This is a genomic window from Cyanobacterium sp., assembly GCF_054166785.1.
In genome coordinates this window covers 76072-94288 of sequence record NZ_JBSZCP010000013.1, presented here as the reverse complement: position 1 = coordinate 94288, position 18217 = coordinate 76072, and the positions used below count along the sequence as shown (strand labels likewise).

Below are 18217 nucleotides of genomic sequence, written 5' to 3'. Positions count from 1 at the left end.
TCGGGATATATCAGAAGCAGTAGTTTCTGAGCCTACCAACCCTCTGCAACTTGTGTTGTTTGAGTGGATGAACGGTCAAGTAATTGGCTGTTAGAATCCCTATCTTCAGCCGTTAGGCAAAGTTAGGGTACTTCAATAGTTAGTTGATTACTCGCTTTTAGATGCAAAAAAAATTCGGCACTCAATGTAGGATAGAAAGTGAAAACCCTTGAACTATGTAGCCTCGTTATAAAAAAAATTCATGATTAACAATCGTCTAGCTTTAAAGGAAAAATTACTTTCAACTATCAAAAATACAGCACTTAATATCAACATTAACCCTGACTATCCCATCACTGATACCATGATTAAGGATGGAGATGCTCAAATGATTGAAAATTTAACCACAAATCTCGAAGCGCTCAACCCTTTTCCCAATCCCTTACAATTTGCCACTAATTTACTCGATGGAATCTGGCAACTACAATACTCCTCGGCTAGGGAAATACGCTCTTTAAATAAACTTCCCCTTGGTTTTAAGTTGAGGCAGGTATATCAGATAATTAATGTTCAAAAGGTTTCTTTTTTTAATATTGCTTTTGTGGAACATAGTTCTAAAATAGTTAATGGATATGTTAAGGTTACCGCCAGTTTTGCTCCAAAAGTTGAGTCGGAGAATGCTCTGCCTACGGATACTATTAATGTTAATTTTGAAAAGAGATATTTATCTATCCAAAATATAGGAGGAATAAACACCCCCATTTTAGATCCTATTAAGGAATTTGATGCTCGTAATCCCCAAGGAAGAGTACCTAGTTTAAGGGTTACTTATATTGATCAAGATTTAAGGGTTGGTAGGGGTGGAGATGGCAGTTTATTTATTTTGTCAAGGCAGGAAAAGATGAACTAGCATTGATAAAACATTTTTTATCGGCGACGGGTTTTTTTGTGGGAATTATCCATCAAGTAGTTGAAGGGATAGTAAAGTAGGGGTGTCCATAGGCTGGTGATGATAGCAGAGGCGATCGCACTTTGTTGGTATTTAAGCCAAATATCAGCTAAAGGAATAGACGTTTGCAGACTATATTGGAGGGCGGTAATGGTATCACTGATAATCACCATGCCAAAGACAATTACCACGATGGAAATGGCATCTTCTTTTATATATTCATCTTCATAAACATTACTGGTAAGAAGGGCTACCACGGCTAATCCGAGAATATGGGTAGGAAAATCTCCACTAATGCCATCCCAAATTAAGCCTAAAGAAACCCCCGCCACCATACTTTGCCATAAATTTCTTTTTACGCTCCACACCACGAGCCAAATTAATAGCCAATTGGGAGTTACCCCTAATAATTCCATGCCTGGAATACGCCACATTAATAGTATGCAAGAAATAAAAACGGAGATGGAGATAACAAGGATAGGTTGGATTGTTTTATTTTTTAGAATCATGAAAATGTTTTGGAGTTATTTATTATCTACTTTCTCGGCCTTGAGGAATGGAAAAATTAGTATTGGAATCAAAATTGTCAAAAATGTTGGAACTGTCGGGGGGAATAAACATCTCATCATCCTCCTCCCTAGTAATTCTTCTGACGGGTACGATATAAAAAATTAACTCAAAATCTCGATTCATTTTCGAGCTAATGTAATCCCTAACCAAAGTTACCTGTCGAGGGGTAATTTCTTTATCTGTTTGCATGGTGACATTTATCAGGGGAGGGTTTTGTGTCCAGATAATTCCTACCCTCACCGCTTCCACGTCTTGCCCTACGGTAATGGTTTCATTGGCCAGTTGACGGTTAATTTCTTTCTCAATTTCTTGTTGTTGGATTAACTGAAAAAAACTAGCTCCCAAAGGAATAACTAATAAAGCTGTTGTCACACTAGCCCACCCGAGGGCTTTAGTGGCTTTGGTATAACCTGAGAGGATGAAAGCTACCATACAAGCAAGGGTAATGCCCAATAGGTTAGTGATATAAAGTAAAAATGCTCCCGTAGCATAGGCGTATAATCCCCCTGCCATGGAAATGCCCACCACACACAAAGGAGGCATAAGAGCAACGGCGATCGCAGTTCCCGCAAGGGTTTCACTAATTCCCGATCGCACTTTACCAAATCCACTGATTAACCCTGCACTAATGGCGATACCCAAATCAATGAGAGTCGGTTGGGTACGGGCAATAATTTCTGAACCCACATCGGGTAAAGCCACCACCCTGGCAATAAACCAAGATAACAAAAGGGCTAAAACCGTCGCCCCCACCAAAGAAAGAATAGACTTATTAAAAAGCCTCAAATCCGCCTCACAGGCAGAAAAAGCAAGCCCCCGTAAAGGTAACATCAAAGGAGCAACAATCATCGCCCCAATAATCACCGCCGCACTGTTGCTAAGTAAACCAAAGGAGGCAATGAGACAAGATGCAACGGTACATAGAATATAGTCCACTCCCCACCGAGAATCACTACTTAATTCCTGATGTAGTTTTGCGATACGGGTGGCGGAAACTCGGGGCAAAATACGGTTCACCGAGAGCTTTAACCATCGCCAAATCGCCCGAACTTTCTTGCGATTAAACCATTCTTCCACAAAATTCTGTACCTGTTGCCGAAGGTTAGATTGATTCATCTTTCAAATGATATGGGGTAGCTAAAAGAAATTATAATTGTAATGTGGTTTTGGCGGCCATCTGGGTTTTTTTCTTCTCCGACTCTGATAGTTTTTCCCCTGCTTGTAGACGGGTGGCACTGGTTTGTAGTACGGTTGCTCCGCTTTCATCCCCTAGTTGTAGGGCGGTTTTAGCGGCATTTTGTAGGAGGGTGGCAGCGCCTTTACTATCTCCCTGCTCAATTTTTTCTTGGGCTAGGCGGGTTTGGCGATATTTGGCAAGGGTAAGTAAGGATTTTTGAATTTCGGTATCATGTTGGGGTTGATATTGGGCTTGTACTTGAATATTAACGGCAATTTCTTCGGAGGTGAGGGTTTGCCCTTTTATATCGTCATATTGTACCTTAATCTTGGCGATCGCCTGAGAACCTAGGGATAATTTACCGAGATAGAGATTAGTTAAGATGGTGCGCTCAGTGGTCATCAAATCCCCTAATCGTACGGTATATTTGTTGGTGTAATCATCCTGCCGTTGTGGCTCTAATTCTACGGTTTCGGGGGCTACCTGCGCCATGGGTTTTAATTCCGCCATGCGTACATCTTCCCCTAATTCCATGATCAAGAAAGCATTGGTTAAACCTACGGACTCCATGCGGGTGAGCAATTTTTGAAATTCTTCCTTTGCCTGTTCTGCAAATTCGATATGGGTTAAAGTACCATTGGCACTATCACTAATGGCTTCTAATACTTTCTGATTCCAGTTGTTACCAAAGCCCATGGCGTTGAGGGTGATGTTATATTCCGAGGACATTTTGGCAAGTTTTAAACATTTTTCATTACTGCCATGCTCGTTTTCCCCATCGGTGAGGAGTAAGATTTGGGAAACTCGATTTTCTTTACCAAAACTAATTTGTTGGATGCCTAATTTCATCCCCTCATCAATGGCCGTGCCACCATCGGCGCGTACTTGGTTGATTTGGGTTTTGATGGCTTCTAAGTCTGCTACGGGTTGACTATTCACCACCACCGTGGCTTCATGGTTAAAACCCACCACCGAAACTCGATCTTCTGGATTTAATTTCTCGATAAGGGCGATCGCCGCTTGTTTTACGTTTTCTAACGGTTTACCCACCATAGAGCCGCTATGATCCAAAATAATACATAAGTTGATAGGTAAACGATTTAAGGATGAATCTTGTACAGCCTGAACACTTATTTCTAATTGTCTTTGGGTGCTGGTGTTTTCTGCGGAAAGATTAGTGTCATTAAGTCTTGCTTTTAGTAAAGGTTTCATAAGTAATTGGAATAATTTAATAGATTGTTAGTATCATTTTTATTATTACCGAGATTTTAAACTTTGATAGTAAAAGTTAATCTAATTTTAATTAACATTTAATAAACCCATGAAAAAAAGTATAATCATATTGGATGATTTAGACGAGCAAATAGTTTTTTTTAGAGAGCTTATTTCCGATTCAAACCATTCCCTTATTGATGTTAACAATGAGTCGGAATTACTTGACTTAATTTATATACAAACCCCTGAGCTTATTTTAATTAGTAATACCATTAAGGATCTTAATTGCTTTTTAGTGTGTAAAAAAATTAAACTTTTAGATAAGGGCAATAATATTCCCATAATCATTATTAATCGAGATGAACGTTATTTTAATGTAGAGCAAAGTTTTGATGCGGGAGCCGATGATTATATTAACTATCCTTTTGTCAAAAAAGAAGTTGTCCATCGTCTTAATCAACAATTACTTATCAAGAGTTTAAAAGATAATTTACGGGAAACAACCAATCAATTACATAAAATAATTCCCCATTATCAACGATTACAAGAATTAGTAGAAAAAAATAACCTAATAGTTAATAATAAAAGTAACGAAGGGCGATTGAATATCATTCCCCATCGTAAGTATTTTGAAGAAATGTTACAAAAGGAATGGTTAAGGGCTTCCCGACAAAGGACTTCTTTTTCTGATACTGAGGGTACTAATTTATCGATTATTTTGGCAAAAATTAATGATTTTCAATCCTACGAAGAAAACCACGAAAAGGAAATTGTTGATAGTTGTCTGCGGATTATCACCGAGGATGTAAAAGATACGGTGAAACGGGCGGGGGATATGGTGGCGGAGTTTGATCAGGATACCTTTGCCGTATTATTACCTAGTACCGATTCCATGGGGGCGTATAAGGTGGCAGAGGTCATCGGAGACCACATCACAGCTTTACAAATTCCCCATCATTTTTCCCCAGTCAGCGAGTTTATTACCTTCAGTTTTGGTTTAGCTACGGGTATTCCTACTCAGGCTATACCTTCTACTAATTTAATTGAGGTTGCTCAAAATTGTTTAGAAAGGGCGATCGCCTCTGGCAAAGCCAATGCTATTATCATCGATCAATTTTAAATTTAAAAAAAGTTTCTTTTCTTAACCGAGAGGGAACTTTAAAAAGTTTATTTATGGTTGAAAATACTTAAACTTTACACAAAAAATATCTAGGTAATTTAGGTATTTTCACTGTTATGAATATTTTGCTTTTTGGTATAATAGATATAGGTTTAAGGATTAATTTTTATATTTAACGTAGCACTGCTCGACACGAGAAGTAACCAAGTAATAAGTAACTTAACAAACCATCGCAAGGGCATTAGGCAACTCAGATTCTAACTTAATATTAGAAGTTTATCAATATAGCAAAACTAGAATTTAAAAAAGGCAAAGGTGATTATTATGTTACACAAAAATAAACAGTCAGAACAAGATAGCTTCGGGGCAAACTTCAAGTTTAAGCTCCTTTCTGTGTTGCACAATAGCTCTCAAAAAGGCTCTACCCTAGCGATGGGTGTTGGGCTTGGTGCTTTGATGATTGCAGGGACAACCCTAGCCATTGCCACTTCTAGCCAGAATAAAACTAATGTTACCTCCGATGAACAGAGCGCTCAGGCTGTGGCTGCGGCTGAGGCTGGGGTTGCCAGGATTCAAAATCTGTTAGCAGAAACCCCAGAACTAGCCATAGAAGATTGGTTTGAAGAAGACTCCAACGGTAATCTAGCCCCACTAGAAACAGAGGATATTATTGATAATATAGTATCTGGTTCTTCTGCGAGTCCAGAAAGTGGTGCTTGTGTACGTTTTGAAAGTGCAGCATCTGTAGATTTGTCGGAAGATAAAACAAAATTACTGGAGCAAAACCTTAATAAAATTGTCGGTAAATTATCTAATAAAAACCCTTGGTCTGCTATCGGAACAGATACTGAGTATAAAGTATCTAATTTCATTCCAGCAAATGTAACTGATGATAGTCCTTTTGCAACATTAACTATTCAGGGGAGAAGGCTTATAAATGGTCAACCTGTAGCAAATACTCAAATTAAAGTAGAAGTTCCTGTCGTCAAAAATACGGAAAACATTCCAGATGCAGATTCTCCTTTGCCCGGGCCGGTCGGATTATGGATTCAAGATTTTCAAAGTCCTCTAAATTCAGCAAACTCAAGAATAGAGGCAAATGTTCTTGATTCTAGTGGATGCAATAAGAATAATAACACCTCATGGGCATCGTTCTTTAGTAATTCTGCAAATAAATTACAATCAGCTTTCAATGCTAGTGATTTTACCGCTACAGCAGGAAATCTTGGTTTTCCTCAATTACCAAATGGAAACGAATATAATCCTCCGACAGATTCCTCTCAAGCAATACAATTAAAGTCATGTCCTACTCCTACTAACGGTGTCCGAGTCTTACCAGCTGCAGATCATAAGGCTAATCAAAATGGTGAGTATCATTTTCATTTAGACTTCGATAGTAGTAACTGTAGTATAAGTTTTGGAACGGGAACTGAACCTCAAACTTTTCACGTCCATCATAGAAAAGGTATAAAAATTAATACCGATAATTTAAATTTCACCAAAGAATCTCCCGATAGAAGATTAATTATTTACGGTAATAATGGGTTGATAATGAATGAAAATAAAAATACTCATTTAACGGGTGATAGGCCTCAAAACTATCAGATTTATGTGTATAGCGGACAAGTTGAAACCTCAGGTGGTGGTAACGCAACTCATGGGTTCATTTTTGCCCCGAATTCTCATGTAAAGTACAATGGAAACAATAACCATTTCGGAGCTTTGTGGGCAAAGTCTATAGAGTTTAACGGAGGTGGTAAAACTGGTGGAATATTCCAACGTCTCGATGCTTCAGGTATGGAATCATTAAAATTAGATCTTAACCCTACAGTAAATTATCAAGTAAAAAGTATTACTAACTGGACAAGAGAAAATCTACAATAAAGTGCGCTAGGTTTGATCCCCCTAAATCCCCCTTAACAAGGGGGACTTTTTTGTTTGGGGTGCGCTCAGGGTGTAACGTGCGATCGCCTTTATGAAGTCAAATAGTTAACTTCTTTAAATACCAAGACTTTCCAGAATAGACAACCGATTATTATAAAAATCTTCCGCTATTTCCTTAATATAAGCAATATTATCCTCCGCCTTCTCCAAAACCTTACCATCCTTAATCAACTTCTTATTTTGAGAAGAATAAATGCCCCAGACAAAATCAACCCCCTCCTCCCCTTGCATAACCGCTAATAACAATAACTGCTCAATGGAGGAAACCCCTACCCCACTACCAATAAGAGGAGAAGCCAAATAAGCCATCTCATCAGAGATTATCGCCCTTTCTATCACCGCAATGTTAAAAGCATTGGTGAATTGTTGCCTATATTCGCAGGTTTCATCATCCACCGCAGGATGAGCATAACCAATGGCAGTTAATACCATTAACGCTTGATAAATATTATTAATGGGGTTTTTCTTGAGAGTATCGTGGCTGTGCAACTCTTTCATCGTAGCAGGAGACTCCGCCAAAAGCTCACATATCGGCTCATAAATTTCCTTTTGTAAAGTGACATTGCCCACCGCAAAAGTATGGTCTAATTTGATAGTGCTAGGGGGTACAATCAACGCATAACGGATGTTTTCAATAATTTTGGTATGTTCTGGGGGGGTCATTTGTACTTGCCCACGGGCGAAAATATCTCGCCGAAACTGAGTGTTAATATAAAAATCCCTGACTACTTCTTTATAAATAGGATCTTTTATTGTATTTAACTCCGTTAACGCTTCTTGAGTTAAATTGAGAATATCAATGTAGTCAATGATATTTGCTGAACCAATAAAATTTAGTTTTGCCTCATCCAACTCTTGGGCAACCTCATCAAAATAAAAACTATTCCACTCTTCATTAAAATATTCATGGACTAAATAGTAACGATTTTGTTGCTTCAAACCTTCGTAACGGGGCTTTAGTGCTGGGTTTTGAACAAAATAACCTGCATTGGTATCTATCAATCTTTCGGTTAAATTTAACGCCTCTTCGATACACTGCAAAATCGGCTCGGAAGAATGTTTGCGATGACGTAACATTAAACCCTGCATAGGCATCGCTGCCGCCCAACCAGGTAGAGCATTATAGGAAACATACACCAAACCCCCCACATTCAATTTTTTCTTGATAAACTCCACAATGGCTTGACGATTTTCGGGAGTAATCCAACTATAAATACCATGTAAAACAATAAAATCAAACTGGGGTAAATCTTGATAGAGAAATTCAGTAAAACTATCATCAAAAAAATGTACATTTTGACTACCCGCAGACTTTGCCAACTTTCTGGCTTCGAGGATATGGTTAGGGTTAAAATCGTTGGCATAAAATTGGGCTTGGGGATAACAAGAAGCGAGAAGATTAGTGGTGTAACCCCTTCCACAGGCTAACTCACAATAGTTAAAAGGTTCATTTAAATCGGGGGGATGTATAGCTTTAATGGCTGTAGCGAGGGTTAGTTTGAGGGGGCTTAATTCTCCGTAAAATCCATAGGTATAGTTAATTTCTGAAACGTAGCCTTCTGTCCAAGCCATACAGTTATGTTAGGTAATGAGTCGATAATGTATATTTTATCATCAGAATATATCACCATCTTGAGAAATTTTATTCTTCCCACCCCCCTTAATAAGGACGGGGATTAATACATGAGTTCTACTTTATTTACTTAAATACGATTTAAAAGTAGCGTGGCGCGATCTCCATTTAACCGATGGAGGTGTGTGGGGTGCGATCGCCTATTATTATAAACTTGACTTAATTGTAATTACCAAATAGTTTTAATTTCGGTGTAAGAATCGAAAACAGAATCTCTGGTGATAATAGTAATATTTTCTTCTATCCCTTGAGCAATAATTAGTCTATCAAAAGGATCTTTATGATGCAATGGTAAAGTTGTAATTATATTCAAATGAGATAAAGATATAGGCAAAATTTCGATGTCATTAATTTTTATTTGTTGACCAATAAATTCTTGATAATCTTGAGGTAGAATCAACTTATTTATACTCACTTTAATCGCTATTTCCCATAAACTAGCGATACTTAATAATAAATCGACATCAGACTCTAGTAAATTAAATAAATGTTCAGGTATTTCTTCACTATCACTAATGAACCAAAGAAAAGTATGAGTATCTAGCAAAAATTGCATTACATATATTCCGTAAATTCTGGTAATGGTTCATCAAAATCAACACTTATTGTTATTAAATCTTTTGCACTACCACGAATGCGGCGCTTTTTGATAGGTTGATTAATTTTAGTTAACTTATAAATTGGTCGTTCATTTTCAGTAATAATTAATTCTTCTATCCCTTCGATAATTTTTTCTAAGATTTTTGGATTATCTTCTATTTTTTTTAATTCTATTTTCATTTTAAACTTGAAGATTGAATTTGTTGACAATGATAACATTTTTGACTATTTGTCCTAGTAGGGTTGTAGGATGATCTAGTTGCTTTAAGGTGCGCTGGTTATTCTATTTCTAAATTTGCCATTAAATCAGCGACAGTTCCACTTTTTACGTCCCCTTTCATAAAAGACTCACGGGAATCTTTTACTGCCATCAATATTTCTTCTTTTTGTTTACTTTTAAGACGATGATTGATAACTTGAATTAAATGCTCTTGCTCATTATCTGATAACAATTCTACTATTTTAATAACTGATTGAAAATTTAATTTCTCTTTGTTTAATACCATAATTTACAAGATATTTAGTAGTTTATATTATTTTAACATTGGGTCAAGGTGATGAGCTAGTTTTTTCATTTTTTTTGCTACTTGTAAGTAAGAAAAACCCGATAATCTACCCATTAAACCTCCAAAATTAAAGGATATTCAAATGTAGAGGGAAAATCTTGAGTATTTGAGGTAATATGGTTATTTTCTTTTTCTAATTCCCAGAGAATTTTTGCCACATCTTGTGCAATTTCAATGACTTCTGCAATAGTTTTTCCTTCTGCGACTAATCCTTGTAAATCTTTACTGGTAGCGATAAAGTATTCTTCTTTTTCCACTAATTTTTCAATGGTTAGTTTGATTAGTTTTTTCATTTATATTCTTATTTTTATTCATGGAGCATACTCAGATCATCCTAACAGATTAGTGAGGGTGCAGGATTTGCTCCCCTAAATCTCCTTTAAAAAGGGAGACTTTTTTGTTTAGGGTGCCCTGGGTTTGATCCCTGAAAGGAGCGAGTATAATAAAGTTACTGGATTTAGAGTATTTGGAGAAAAACTATGACAGTATCAAGTTCAGTAAATCTTCAAGAATTATATAAAATTGATGATTATCTTTGGATACAAGAAACTTTAAAATTATTAAAGGAAAAAAAGTTTGATAAATTAGACTTAGAAAATCTAATTGAGGAGTTAGACGACTTGGGCAGTGAGAAAAGACATAAAGTAGAAAGTCTTTTACAACAAATAATTAGACATTTATTACTATTAGAATATTGGGAAGAAGAAAGAGAAAGAAACTATCGTCATTGGAGGTCTGAAGTTACCAATTTTCGTGGTCAAATTAGTAAAAGAATGACAACCAATTTTTATAATTATTTATCTAATAGTTTGAATGAAATTTATGAAGATGCTTTTCTTTACGTTGTGGACAAATCAGGTTTAAATATTTTTCCCTCACAATGTCCTTACACTATCGATCAACTTTTAGATAAACGTTGGTTTCCCGATAACTAAACCCTAGTAGTTCAAATAAACTAACATTACCATGAGGAAATTACATTGATATTAAGGTGCGATCGCCCAGAGCCAAGTCCCCCGCAAAGTCGGGGGATTTAGGGGAATTAAACCCCACCGCCAAAGTCCTTATCCTTGACTCATGCCCATAATCTCGTAACCAGCATCCACATAAATCACCTGCCCCGTAATGCCACTAGATAAATCACTACACAAAAAGGCCGCCGCATTACCCACCTCCGTTTGAGTAACCGTACGCTTGAGGGGAGCAGTAGCTTCCACATGATGAATCATATCGAGGATGCCACCCACAGCAGAAGAAGCGAGGGTACGAATCGGGCCTGCTGATATGGCATTTACCCTCACATTTTGAGGACCTAATTCCGCCGCTAAATAACGGACACTCATTTCTAGGGCAGACTTAGCAATACCCATAACATTATAGTTGGGAATTACCTTTACCCCCCCTAGGTAAGTAAGAGTCACAATACTAGCCCCGTCAGTTAATAACGGTTTGGCCGCTTGAGCAAGACTGGTGAGAGAATAGGCACTAATATCAAGGGCGGTTTTAAAACCATCCCGGGAGGTGTTGCTAAAATCCCCCGTTAAATCATCCTTTTGAGCAAAAGCTAAACAGTGAATAAGAATATCAATCTTGCCCCATTTTTCCTTGATTTCGTTGAAAGTTTCTGCAATTTGGGCATCATCTTGGACATTGCAGGGTAAGAAAATACTGGGGTTGAGGGGTTCTACCAATTCTCCCACTTTTTTTTGAAAACGTCCTTTTTCATCGGGAAGGTAGGTAACACCGATGTTTGCCCCTGCCTTGTGCAGTTGTTGGGCAATACCCCAAGCAATGGAGCGATTATTGGCAATGCCCGTAATGAGGGCGTTTTTTCCTGTTAAATCTAACATAATGAATAAATTTTATTGATTGAAATAAAAGACTATGATCTGTAAAACCGATTAAACGATAAAATGGTTATCTAGTTTACACTTAAGCTATTTTCTTATAGAAAGCGTCATTTGCACGATCAATTATTAAATATTAATTACCATATATGCAACCAATACCCACTCAAGAGCAACCCCTCGCCTCGGTGTTTCGTCAGATAGGGGGCGGAATGTATAACCCTGTGATGGAAAAGTTTGAACGGGGTAAGACAATCTTTTTCCCTGGAGATCCTGCGGAAAGGGTATATTTTTTAGTCAAGGGCGCTGTGAAATTGTCTCGTTTATATGAGGCTGGGGAAGAGATTACCGTGGCTCTTTTACGGGAAAATAGTGTTTTTGGGGTTCTATCTTTGATTACAGGACAAAAGAGCGATCGCTTTTACCATGCCGTAGCATTTACCCCCGTGGAGTTACTATCCGCCCCCATTGAGCATTTCCAACGTTCTTTACAGGATAATCCTGAATTGTCTCGTCTCATGTTACAGGGTTTATCTTCTCGTATTTTACAAACGGAGATGATGATTGAAACCCTTGCTCACCGTGATATGGCTTCTCGTTTGGTTAGTTTTTTATTAATTCTTTGTCGTGACTTTGGCATCCCTAGCCTTAATGGTATCACCATTGATCTCAAATTGTCCCACCAGGCGATCGCCGAGGCCATAGGCTCTACCCGTGTTACTGTCACCAGACTATTAGGAGAGTTGCGACAAGATGGCATGATTTCCATTACCAAGAAAAAAATCACCGTCCATAATCCCGTAGCCCTAAGTCAACAGTTTGCTTAAAAAAACTTCTTTTTTCCTAACCACAGAAATCAAGCAATTTTCATTTATATATATTCAAAAAAAATAGGGTGGACATTGCCCACCCCATCAAATTAAATTACACAGATGTTAACTCTTTTTGAGCCTTAACTTCAGGATTTTCCGCCTCGGATGGAGGTACTACCTGCCAGAATTTAGGTAGATATTCCGACCAATTATCAAGGATTAATTGACCTTTTTTGCTACCTGTCTTCTCAACATGGTTAGTAATCAACCCTTTTAACTGAGCTTCCCCTTCAGGGGTAGAAATGCGCTGGATAGAAACAATTTCGGGGTTAACCTTCGCTTCAAAATTGCCCTCTTCATCAAGGAAGTAACCTAAACCGCCAGTCATACCAGCGCCCACATTACGCCCAACACTACCGAGGACAACGATTAAGCCCCCTGTCATGTATTCACAACAGTGATCTCCTGCCCCTTCAATGACCGCCGTAGCCTTGGAATTACGCACCCCAAAACGTTCCCCTGCTCGTCCATTGGCATACAATTCGCCCCCCGTAGCACCATATAAACAGGTATTACCGAGGATGACGTTATCAGAGGCCTCAAAGGTGGCATTGCTAGGAGGTACAATGACAATCTGTCCGCCGTTGATGCCTTTACCTACATAGTCATTAGCTTCCCCTTCGAGGTGAATATTCATCCCTTGAACGTTGAAAGCTCCAAAACTCTGTCCGCAAGTACCCTTAAAGTTGAGGTTTAGCTGTCCTTTAAAGCCGTAATCTCCATGTTGTTTGGCAATTACCCCCGCAATTCTTGCACCTACGGAGCGATCGGTATTTATGATCTTAATCTCTTTAGTAACGGTGCCATGGGTGTTAATAGCGTCGGTAATGGTACTATCCGCCAAAATTTCATCATCTAAGACATTACCGTTGGTGTGGGTATCGCCATGGTTTAACCAGTCACGATTAGTTTTGGTATCAGGGAGATTGGTTAAACAGTCTAAAACGAGAGCCTTGGTTTTGGCTAGTTGGGCAGACTGACGATAGGTTAATAAGTCACCCCGTCCAATGATTTCGTTTAAACTGCGGTAGCCTAATTTAGCAAGGATAGAACGCACCTCTTCGGCGATGAAGTAGAAGAAGTTAACCACATCCCCCGGTACCCCAGAAAAACGTTTACGGAGTCTTTCTTGTTGGGTGGCAACCCCCACGGGACATTGGTTGGTGTGGCAGACGCGCGCCATAATACAACCTTCGGCAATCATGGCAATACTACCAAAGCCATATTCTTCAGCGCCCATCAACGCCGCCATGATAATATCCCAACCTGTTTTTAAACCACCGTCGGCACGGAGTAAAACCCGATCGCGCAGTTGATTTTCCAACAGGGTGCGGTGTACTTCGGTAACCCCCAATTCCCAAGGACATCCAGCGTGTTTGATGGAACTTAGGGGAGATGCACCCGTACCACCATCATGACCAGAAATTTGGATTACATCGGCGTTGGCTTTGGCTACCCCGGCGGCAATGGTACCGATACCGATTTCGGCTACTAATTTTACCGATACGTTAGCGGTGGGGTTAATTTGATGTAAGTCGTGGATTAACTGGGCTAAATCCTCGATGGAGTAGATGTCATGGTGAGGGGGAGGAGAAATAAGGGTAACACCGGGTTTGGAACGGCGTAACATGGCGATATATTCGCTCACTTTTTTCCCGGGTAGTTGTCCCCCTTCTCCCGGTTTTGCACCCTGGGCCATCTTGATTTCTAGTTGTTGACCACTCATTAAATATTCAGGGGTAACGCCAAAACGACCAGAGGCAATTTGTTTGATGGCGGAGGCGGCGCGATCGCCCTTTTGCAATCCATTAAGATGGGGGAATAAATGATGTTTGCCATTTTCGTCCACTTCATCAATGAGATTTTGACGATTAGGATCTTCCCCCCCTTCCCCAGAGTTGGATTTTCCACCAATACGGTTCATGGCGATCGCAAGGGTTTCATGGGCTTCTTGGCTCAATGCCCCCAAGGACATACCCCCCGTACAAAAACGTTTTACAATGTCCTCTACGGACTCCACCTCATCAATGGAAATAGAATCTCGGTCAGAGTTAAACTCCAGTAAATCCCGTAAAGCAGTTACAGGGCGCTCCTGTAAATAGTTGCGATACCACTCGTAATGATCATAACCTTCTTGAGTGCCATAGGCAGATACCGCCTTATGTAAAGACTTCGCCATCTCAGGAGAGTTCATGTGATACTCACCACCTTTTTTGTAGTTGATATAACCGTAGTTTTCCAACTTCTTAGCTTGTAACTCAGGGAAGGCTTTTTGATGGAAAGAAATTACCTCATTAGCCACCTCACCCAAGGTTAAACCACCCACACGGCTAGTAGTACCCTTAAACGCCAACTCAATGACATCAACACCTAAACCGATACACTCAAAAATCTGAGCGCCATGGTAGGAAGCAAGGAGGGAAATCCCCATCTTAGAAAGAATCTTGAATAATCCAGCTTCAATGGACTTACGATAATTCTTAAAGGCTTGTACCTCAGAAATTTTCTCGATTTTTTCATTGTCCATCAACTTCTGAGTCTTGCTGTCATGCCACCAACTAGAAACCGTTTGCAAGGTAAGATAAGGACATACCGCCGAAGCCCCAAAGCCCACCAAACAAGCGTAATGATGGGTACTCCAACACTGGGCAGTATCTACCACCAAAGAGGTTTTGAGACGTAATCCCTTTTTGATAAGGTATTGATGCACCGCACCCACCGCCAACAGAGGCGGAATATAAGAAGTTTCTTCTCCAATTCCCCCCTTATTAAGGGGGTCTAGGGGGGATCTGTCACTCAGTACAATTACTTGATGACCTTCATTAACAGCCTTAAGAGCCTCATCACATAATCTTTCGACGGCGGATTTTAAACCATCAGGGCCATCACTAATGGCGAATAAAGTAGATAACTCCACCGTAGCCAAATCAGAATTTTTGATAAACTCCAAATCCGACTCAGACAACACAGGAGAATCAATTACCAGAGTATGGGCATTTTTCGGCTCAATGTGTAGTAAATTACCCCTTTCCCCTAGGTGCATCTCCAAAGACATTACCAAATTTTCCCGTAACGGATCAATGGGGGGGTTAGTTACTTGGGCAAAACGCTGTTTAAAATAGTCATACAATAAACGAGGTTTATCGGATAATACCGCCAAAGGAATATCATCCCCCATACAGAAAGTAGGCTCTTTGCCATCCTTTGCCATGGCAGTAATGATCATCTCTACATCCTCTTGGGTATAGCCAAAAGCAGTTTGTAACTGAACCAGTTCAGTCCCCCCCTTATGAAGGGAAGTTGATCCATCTTGGGCTTCAAACTCTTTTCTGTCAAGGTGTAAACGATACTCTTTTAACCATTGTCCATAGGGTTTTTGGGAAGCAATTTCCTGCTTAATTTCCCAGTTTTTGAGGAGCTTATTATTTTCTAAATCCACCACGATCATTTGACCGGGCCCTAGTTTACCTTTTTCAACAATTTCCGATTCATCTAAATCAACCACCCCAGCCTCGGAACCTACCACCACATAACCATCTTTAGTGATAGCATAACGGGCAGGACGTAAACCATTACGATCTAAACAAGCCCCTACGGTTTTTCCTTCACTAAACGCCAATAATGCAGGGCCATCCCAAGGCTCTTTTAATCCTGCGTAGTAATGATAAAAGTCGAGGATTTCGGGATATTTATCTAATTCGGGCTGATTTTCATAGGCTTCAGGCACAAGAATCATGAGGGCTTCGGGAATACTGCGCCCTGTACGCACTAACAATTCGAGGGAACTATCTAAATTGTAAGAGTCACTGTTATTCATGTTAACAATGGGGGTAACACCCTCAAACTCTTCCTTTGTCCACCCGGGTAGTTCTAAATTAGCTTCCCTGACGCTCATCCAGTTAATATTACCGATGAGGGTATTAATTTCCCCGTTATGTCCTAATACTCGCATGGGTTGAGCAAAGGGCCATTTGGGTACAGTGTTGGTACTAAAACGACGGTGATATACCGCAAAACGACTTTCGTAGGCAGGGTTACTTAAATCTCCATAGAATTTTTCTAATACATCTCCCTGTACTAAACCTTTATAAACGATGGTACGACAGGAGAAAGAACAGATATAAAAATCATCGCTTAATTTCTTCCCTACCCGGGAACGCGCAACGTATAAACGACGATCCAGTTCATCTCCTTTGTAATGCTTTGCCCCGGAGGTGACAATAATCTGCTCGATGCGGGGTTGATTTTCTTTTGCCTGTTCTCCTAATACGTCAGAATTTACGGGAACCTCTCTCCATCCCAAGGTTTTGAGGTTTTCTACCTCCACCATTTCCTCTACAAATTTACGCCCTTCTTCTGCTTCCTTCTCATCTTGGGGTAAAAATACCATGCCTACGCCCCATTCTTCGGCGGGGGGCATTTCAATGTTATTTCCATCAAACCATGTCTTAAAAATTTCTACGGGAATCCCTGTTAAAATCCCTGAACCATCCCCTGTTTGTCTATCAGCGCCACATCCTCCCCTGTGTTCCATACAGGCTAAACCTTTTAGTGCGTCTTTTACCAATTTATGGGATTTACGATTATCTTGGTAGGCAATAAAACCTACACCACAAGCATCTCTCTCTTTTACTAGCCAAGGTTGTCCTTGAAATGGTGTTAAATTGCTATTATTGTAGTCGTTCATTATATATTGACCTTATACGCTTAGATTCGTTATATTACTTCATGATGGTTATCATAATTTAGCACTTTTGTAAGACAGGGCTTTACCTTACTCAATAACCATGGTGATATGTTTCTACTATTATAAAGAATTGTTAAGGCTTTTTTAGGTTTTGTTATCAATTATTTACTTATTTTACGATCGATCAGAAGAAAAGATAGTATAGGGCTTAAACAATTGTTCTAACGGAGTTTTTTTCTTGCTATGCTCTCTGTTTTTCTCTTAAATCAATTGGTCAATAGAGACTATAATGGGCAATAATTAGGATAAATAGTATAAAAAATCAACTAATAATAATAGTTAATTAGGTTAGGAGGACAAAGCAAAAATGAGTGATTTGAGTCCCTACAATACCCTTGGAGTGGAAGAGTCAGCGTCTTTTGAGGAAATCCAGAGGGCAAAAGAAATTTTGTTGAAAGAGAATGAGGGCAATGCTCAAATCAGGGATGATGTGGAAATAGCTTATGATGCCATAATTATGGATCGATTGAAGTTGAGGCAGGAAGGAAAGATTAAGGTGCCTGAACAAATTCGATTTCCTGAGAAGGTAGTGGAGACAAAAAAATCCCCTATTTCTTTTAATTATTCCAAAAATAAAAGTCAATCCCCTAATTGGTTAACTGATTTACTTGATCAACCTTCGATGCAGGAGTTGAGCATTAGTGGTTTAATTTTCTTGGGCTTAATTTTGCTTAGTGTGTTTAGCCAAGATTCTCAAATTTTACCTTTGTTGTTAACCTTTGGTTTGGGAACAAGTTTCTTTTTTGTGTTTAGAAAGAGTAAGGCTTTTTGGCGCTCGGTGGGGGTTAGCTTTTTTGGTTTTGTGATTGCTATTTCTGTGAGTAGCTTATTGGCTACGGTGGTGGCTAATTCTGGATTGAGTTTAGGTTTTTCTAGTGATCAATTTGTGAGTCTATTAACTTTTTCTTTTTTGTGGTTATCGGCTAATTTTACTCGTTAGTTTTAGGGTTTGGGGCAAGGGGTTTAAACCCCTTGTTAAAGAGATAGTTCCCAATCTA

16 protein-coding genes are annotated in these 18217 nt (G+C 39.2%); 6 read left to right on the top strand and 10 right to left on the bottom strand.

Features of this window, described 5'->3' with window-relative positions:
• Positions 1-241 precede the first annotated feature (241 nt).
• Complete coding sequence (locus tag ACXITR_RS01860) at positions 242-889, top strand: PAP/fibrillin family protein (protein ID WP_457995532.1); 648 nt, start codon at positions 242-244, stop codon at positions 887-889.
• Positions 890-906: 17 nt separating this feature from the next.
• Here ACXITR_RS01860 and mreD read toward each other — a convergent pair whose 3' ends face one another.
• The 3 genes from mreD to ACXITR_RS01845 are packed head-to-tail and all read right to left on the bottom strand — an operon-like array spanning position 907 to position 3887.
• Positions 907-1437 (bottom strand): rod shape-determining protein MreD, encoded by a 531-nt coding sequence (gene mreD / locus ACXITR_RS01855; RefSeq protein ID WP_457995531.1) that lies wholly within the window; start codon positions 1435-1437, stop codon positions 907-909.
• A 22-nt stretch (positions 1438-1459) separates the two neighbouring features.
• The gene (locus tag ACXITR_RS01850; protein WP_457995530.1) at positions 1460-2614 is read right to left on the bottom strand and encodes a DUF389 domain-containing protein; all 1155 of its coding nucleotides are present in this window, start codon (positions 2612-2614) and stop codon (positions 1460-1462) included.
• 31 nt (positions 2615-2645) lie between these two features.
• Positions 2646-3887 carry a vWA domain-containing protein gene (locus tag ACXITR_RS01845; protein ID WP_457995529.1) on the bottom strand — a complete coding sequence of 414 codons (1242 nt, stop codon included), beginning with the start codon at positions 3885-3887 and terminating at the stop codon, positions 2646-2648.
• A 109-nt stretch (positions 3888-3996) separates the two neighbouring features.
• On the opposite strand from ACXITR_RS01845, the gene ACXITR_RS01840 reads away from it, so the two are divergent.
• On the top strand, positions 3997-5010 hold the full coding sequence (locus tag ACXITR_RS01840) for a diguanylate cyclase domain-containing protein (protein WP_457995528.1): 1014 nt from the start codon (positions 3997-3999) through the stop codon (positions 5008-5010).
• A 324-nt stretch (positions 5011-5334) separates the two neighbouring features.
• Positions 5335-6894: a DUF7305 domain-containing protein gene (locus ACXITR_RS01835; protein ID WP_457995527.1), complete on the top strand. Its 1560-nt coding sequence runs from the start codon at positions 5335-5337 to the stop codon at positions 6892-6894.
• Between the two features lie 114 nt (positions 6895-7008).
• On the opposite strand, the gene ACXITR_RS01830 is transcribed toward ACXITR_RS01835, so the two are convergent.
• The 5 genes from ACXITR_RS01830 to ACXITR_RS01810 form a co-directional block, all read right to left on the bottom strand.
• Positions 7009-8526 (bottom strand): class I SAM-dependent methyltransferase, encoded by a 1518-nt coding sequence (locus tag ACXITR_RS01830; RefSeq protein WP_457995526.1) that lies wholly within the window; start codon positions 8524-8526, stop codon positions 7009-7011.
• 230 nt (positions 8527-8756) lie between these two features.
• Positions 8757-9143 (bottom strand): type II toxin-antitoxin system VapC family toxin, encoded by a 387-nt coding sequence (locus ACXITR_RS01825; RefSeq protein WP_457995525.1) that lies wholly within the window; start codon positions 9141-9143, stop codon positions 8757-8759.
• Positions 9143-9367 carry a type II toxin-antitoxin system Phd/YefM family antitoxin gene (locus ACXITR_RS01820; RefSeq protein WP_457995524.1) on the bottom strand — a complete coding sequence of 75 codons (225 nt, stop codon included), beginning with the start codon at positions 9365-9367 and terminating at the stop codon, positions 9143-9145. Before ACXITR_RS01820 ends, ACXITR_RS01825 begins: the two co-directional genes overlap by 1 nt.
• Positions 9368-9465: 98 nt before the next feature.
• On the bottom strand, positions 9466-9693 hold the full coding sequence (locus ACXITR_RS01815; protein WP_457995523.1) for a hypothetical protein: 228 nt from the start codon (positions 9691-9693) through the stop codon (positions 9466-9468).
• A gap of 113 nt (positions 9694-9806) precedes the next feature.
• A complete protein-coding gene (locus tag ACXITR_RS01810) occupies positions 9807-10046 on the bottom strand; it encodes a DUF1902 domain-containing protein (protein ID WP_457995522.1) in 240 nt (79 codons plus the stop codon).
• A 186-nt stretch (positions 10047-10232) separates the two neighbouring features.
• Here ACXITR_RS01810 and ACXITR_RS01805 point away from each other — a divergent pair, with 186 nt between their 5' ends.
• Positions 10233-10688 (top strand): DUF29 domain-containing protein, encoded by a 456-nt coding sequence (locus ACXITR_RS01805; RefSeq protein ID WP_457995521.1) that lies wholly within the window; start codon positions 10233-10235, stop codon positions 10686-10688.
• Between the two features lie 129 nt (positions 10689-10817).
• Here ACXITR_RS01805 and fabI read toward each other — a convergent pair whose 3' ends face one another.
• On the bottom strand, positions 10818-11603 hold the full coding sequence (gene fabI, locus ACXITR_RS01800) for an enoyl-ACP reductase FabI (RefSeq protein ID WP_457995520.1): 786 nt from the start codon (positions 11601-11603) through the stop codon (positions 10818-10820).
• A gap of 146 nt (positions 11604-11749) precedes the next feature.
• On the opposite strand from fabI, the gene ntcA reads away from it, so the two are divergent.
• A complete protein-coding gene (gene ntcA / locus ACXITR_RS01795) occupies positions 11750-12427 on the top strand; it encodes a global nitrogen regulator NtcA (protein WP_193801917.1) in 678 nt (225 codons plus the stop codon).
• A 97-nt stretch (positions 12428-12524) separates the two neighbouring features.
• Here ntcA and gltB read toward each other — a convergent pair whose 3' ends face one another.
• Positions 12525-17159 (bottom strand): glutamate synthase large subunit, encoded by a 4635-nt coding sequence (gene gltB, locus ACXITR_RS01790; protein WP_457995519.1) that lies wholly within the window; start codon positions 17157-17159, stop codon positions 12525-12527.
• 367 nt (positions 17160-17526) lie between these two features.
• Here gltB and ACXITR_RS01785 point away from each other — a divergent pair, with 367 nt between their 5' ends.
• Positions 17527-18159: a CPP1-like family protein gene (locus ACXITR_RS01785; protein WP_457995518.1), complete on the top strand. Its 633-nt coding sequence runs from the start codon at positions 17527-17529 to the stop codon at positions 18157-18159.
• Positions 18160-18217: the final 58 nt, after the last annotated feature.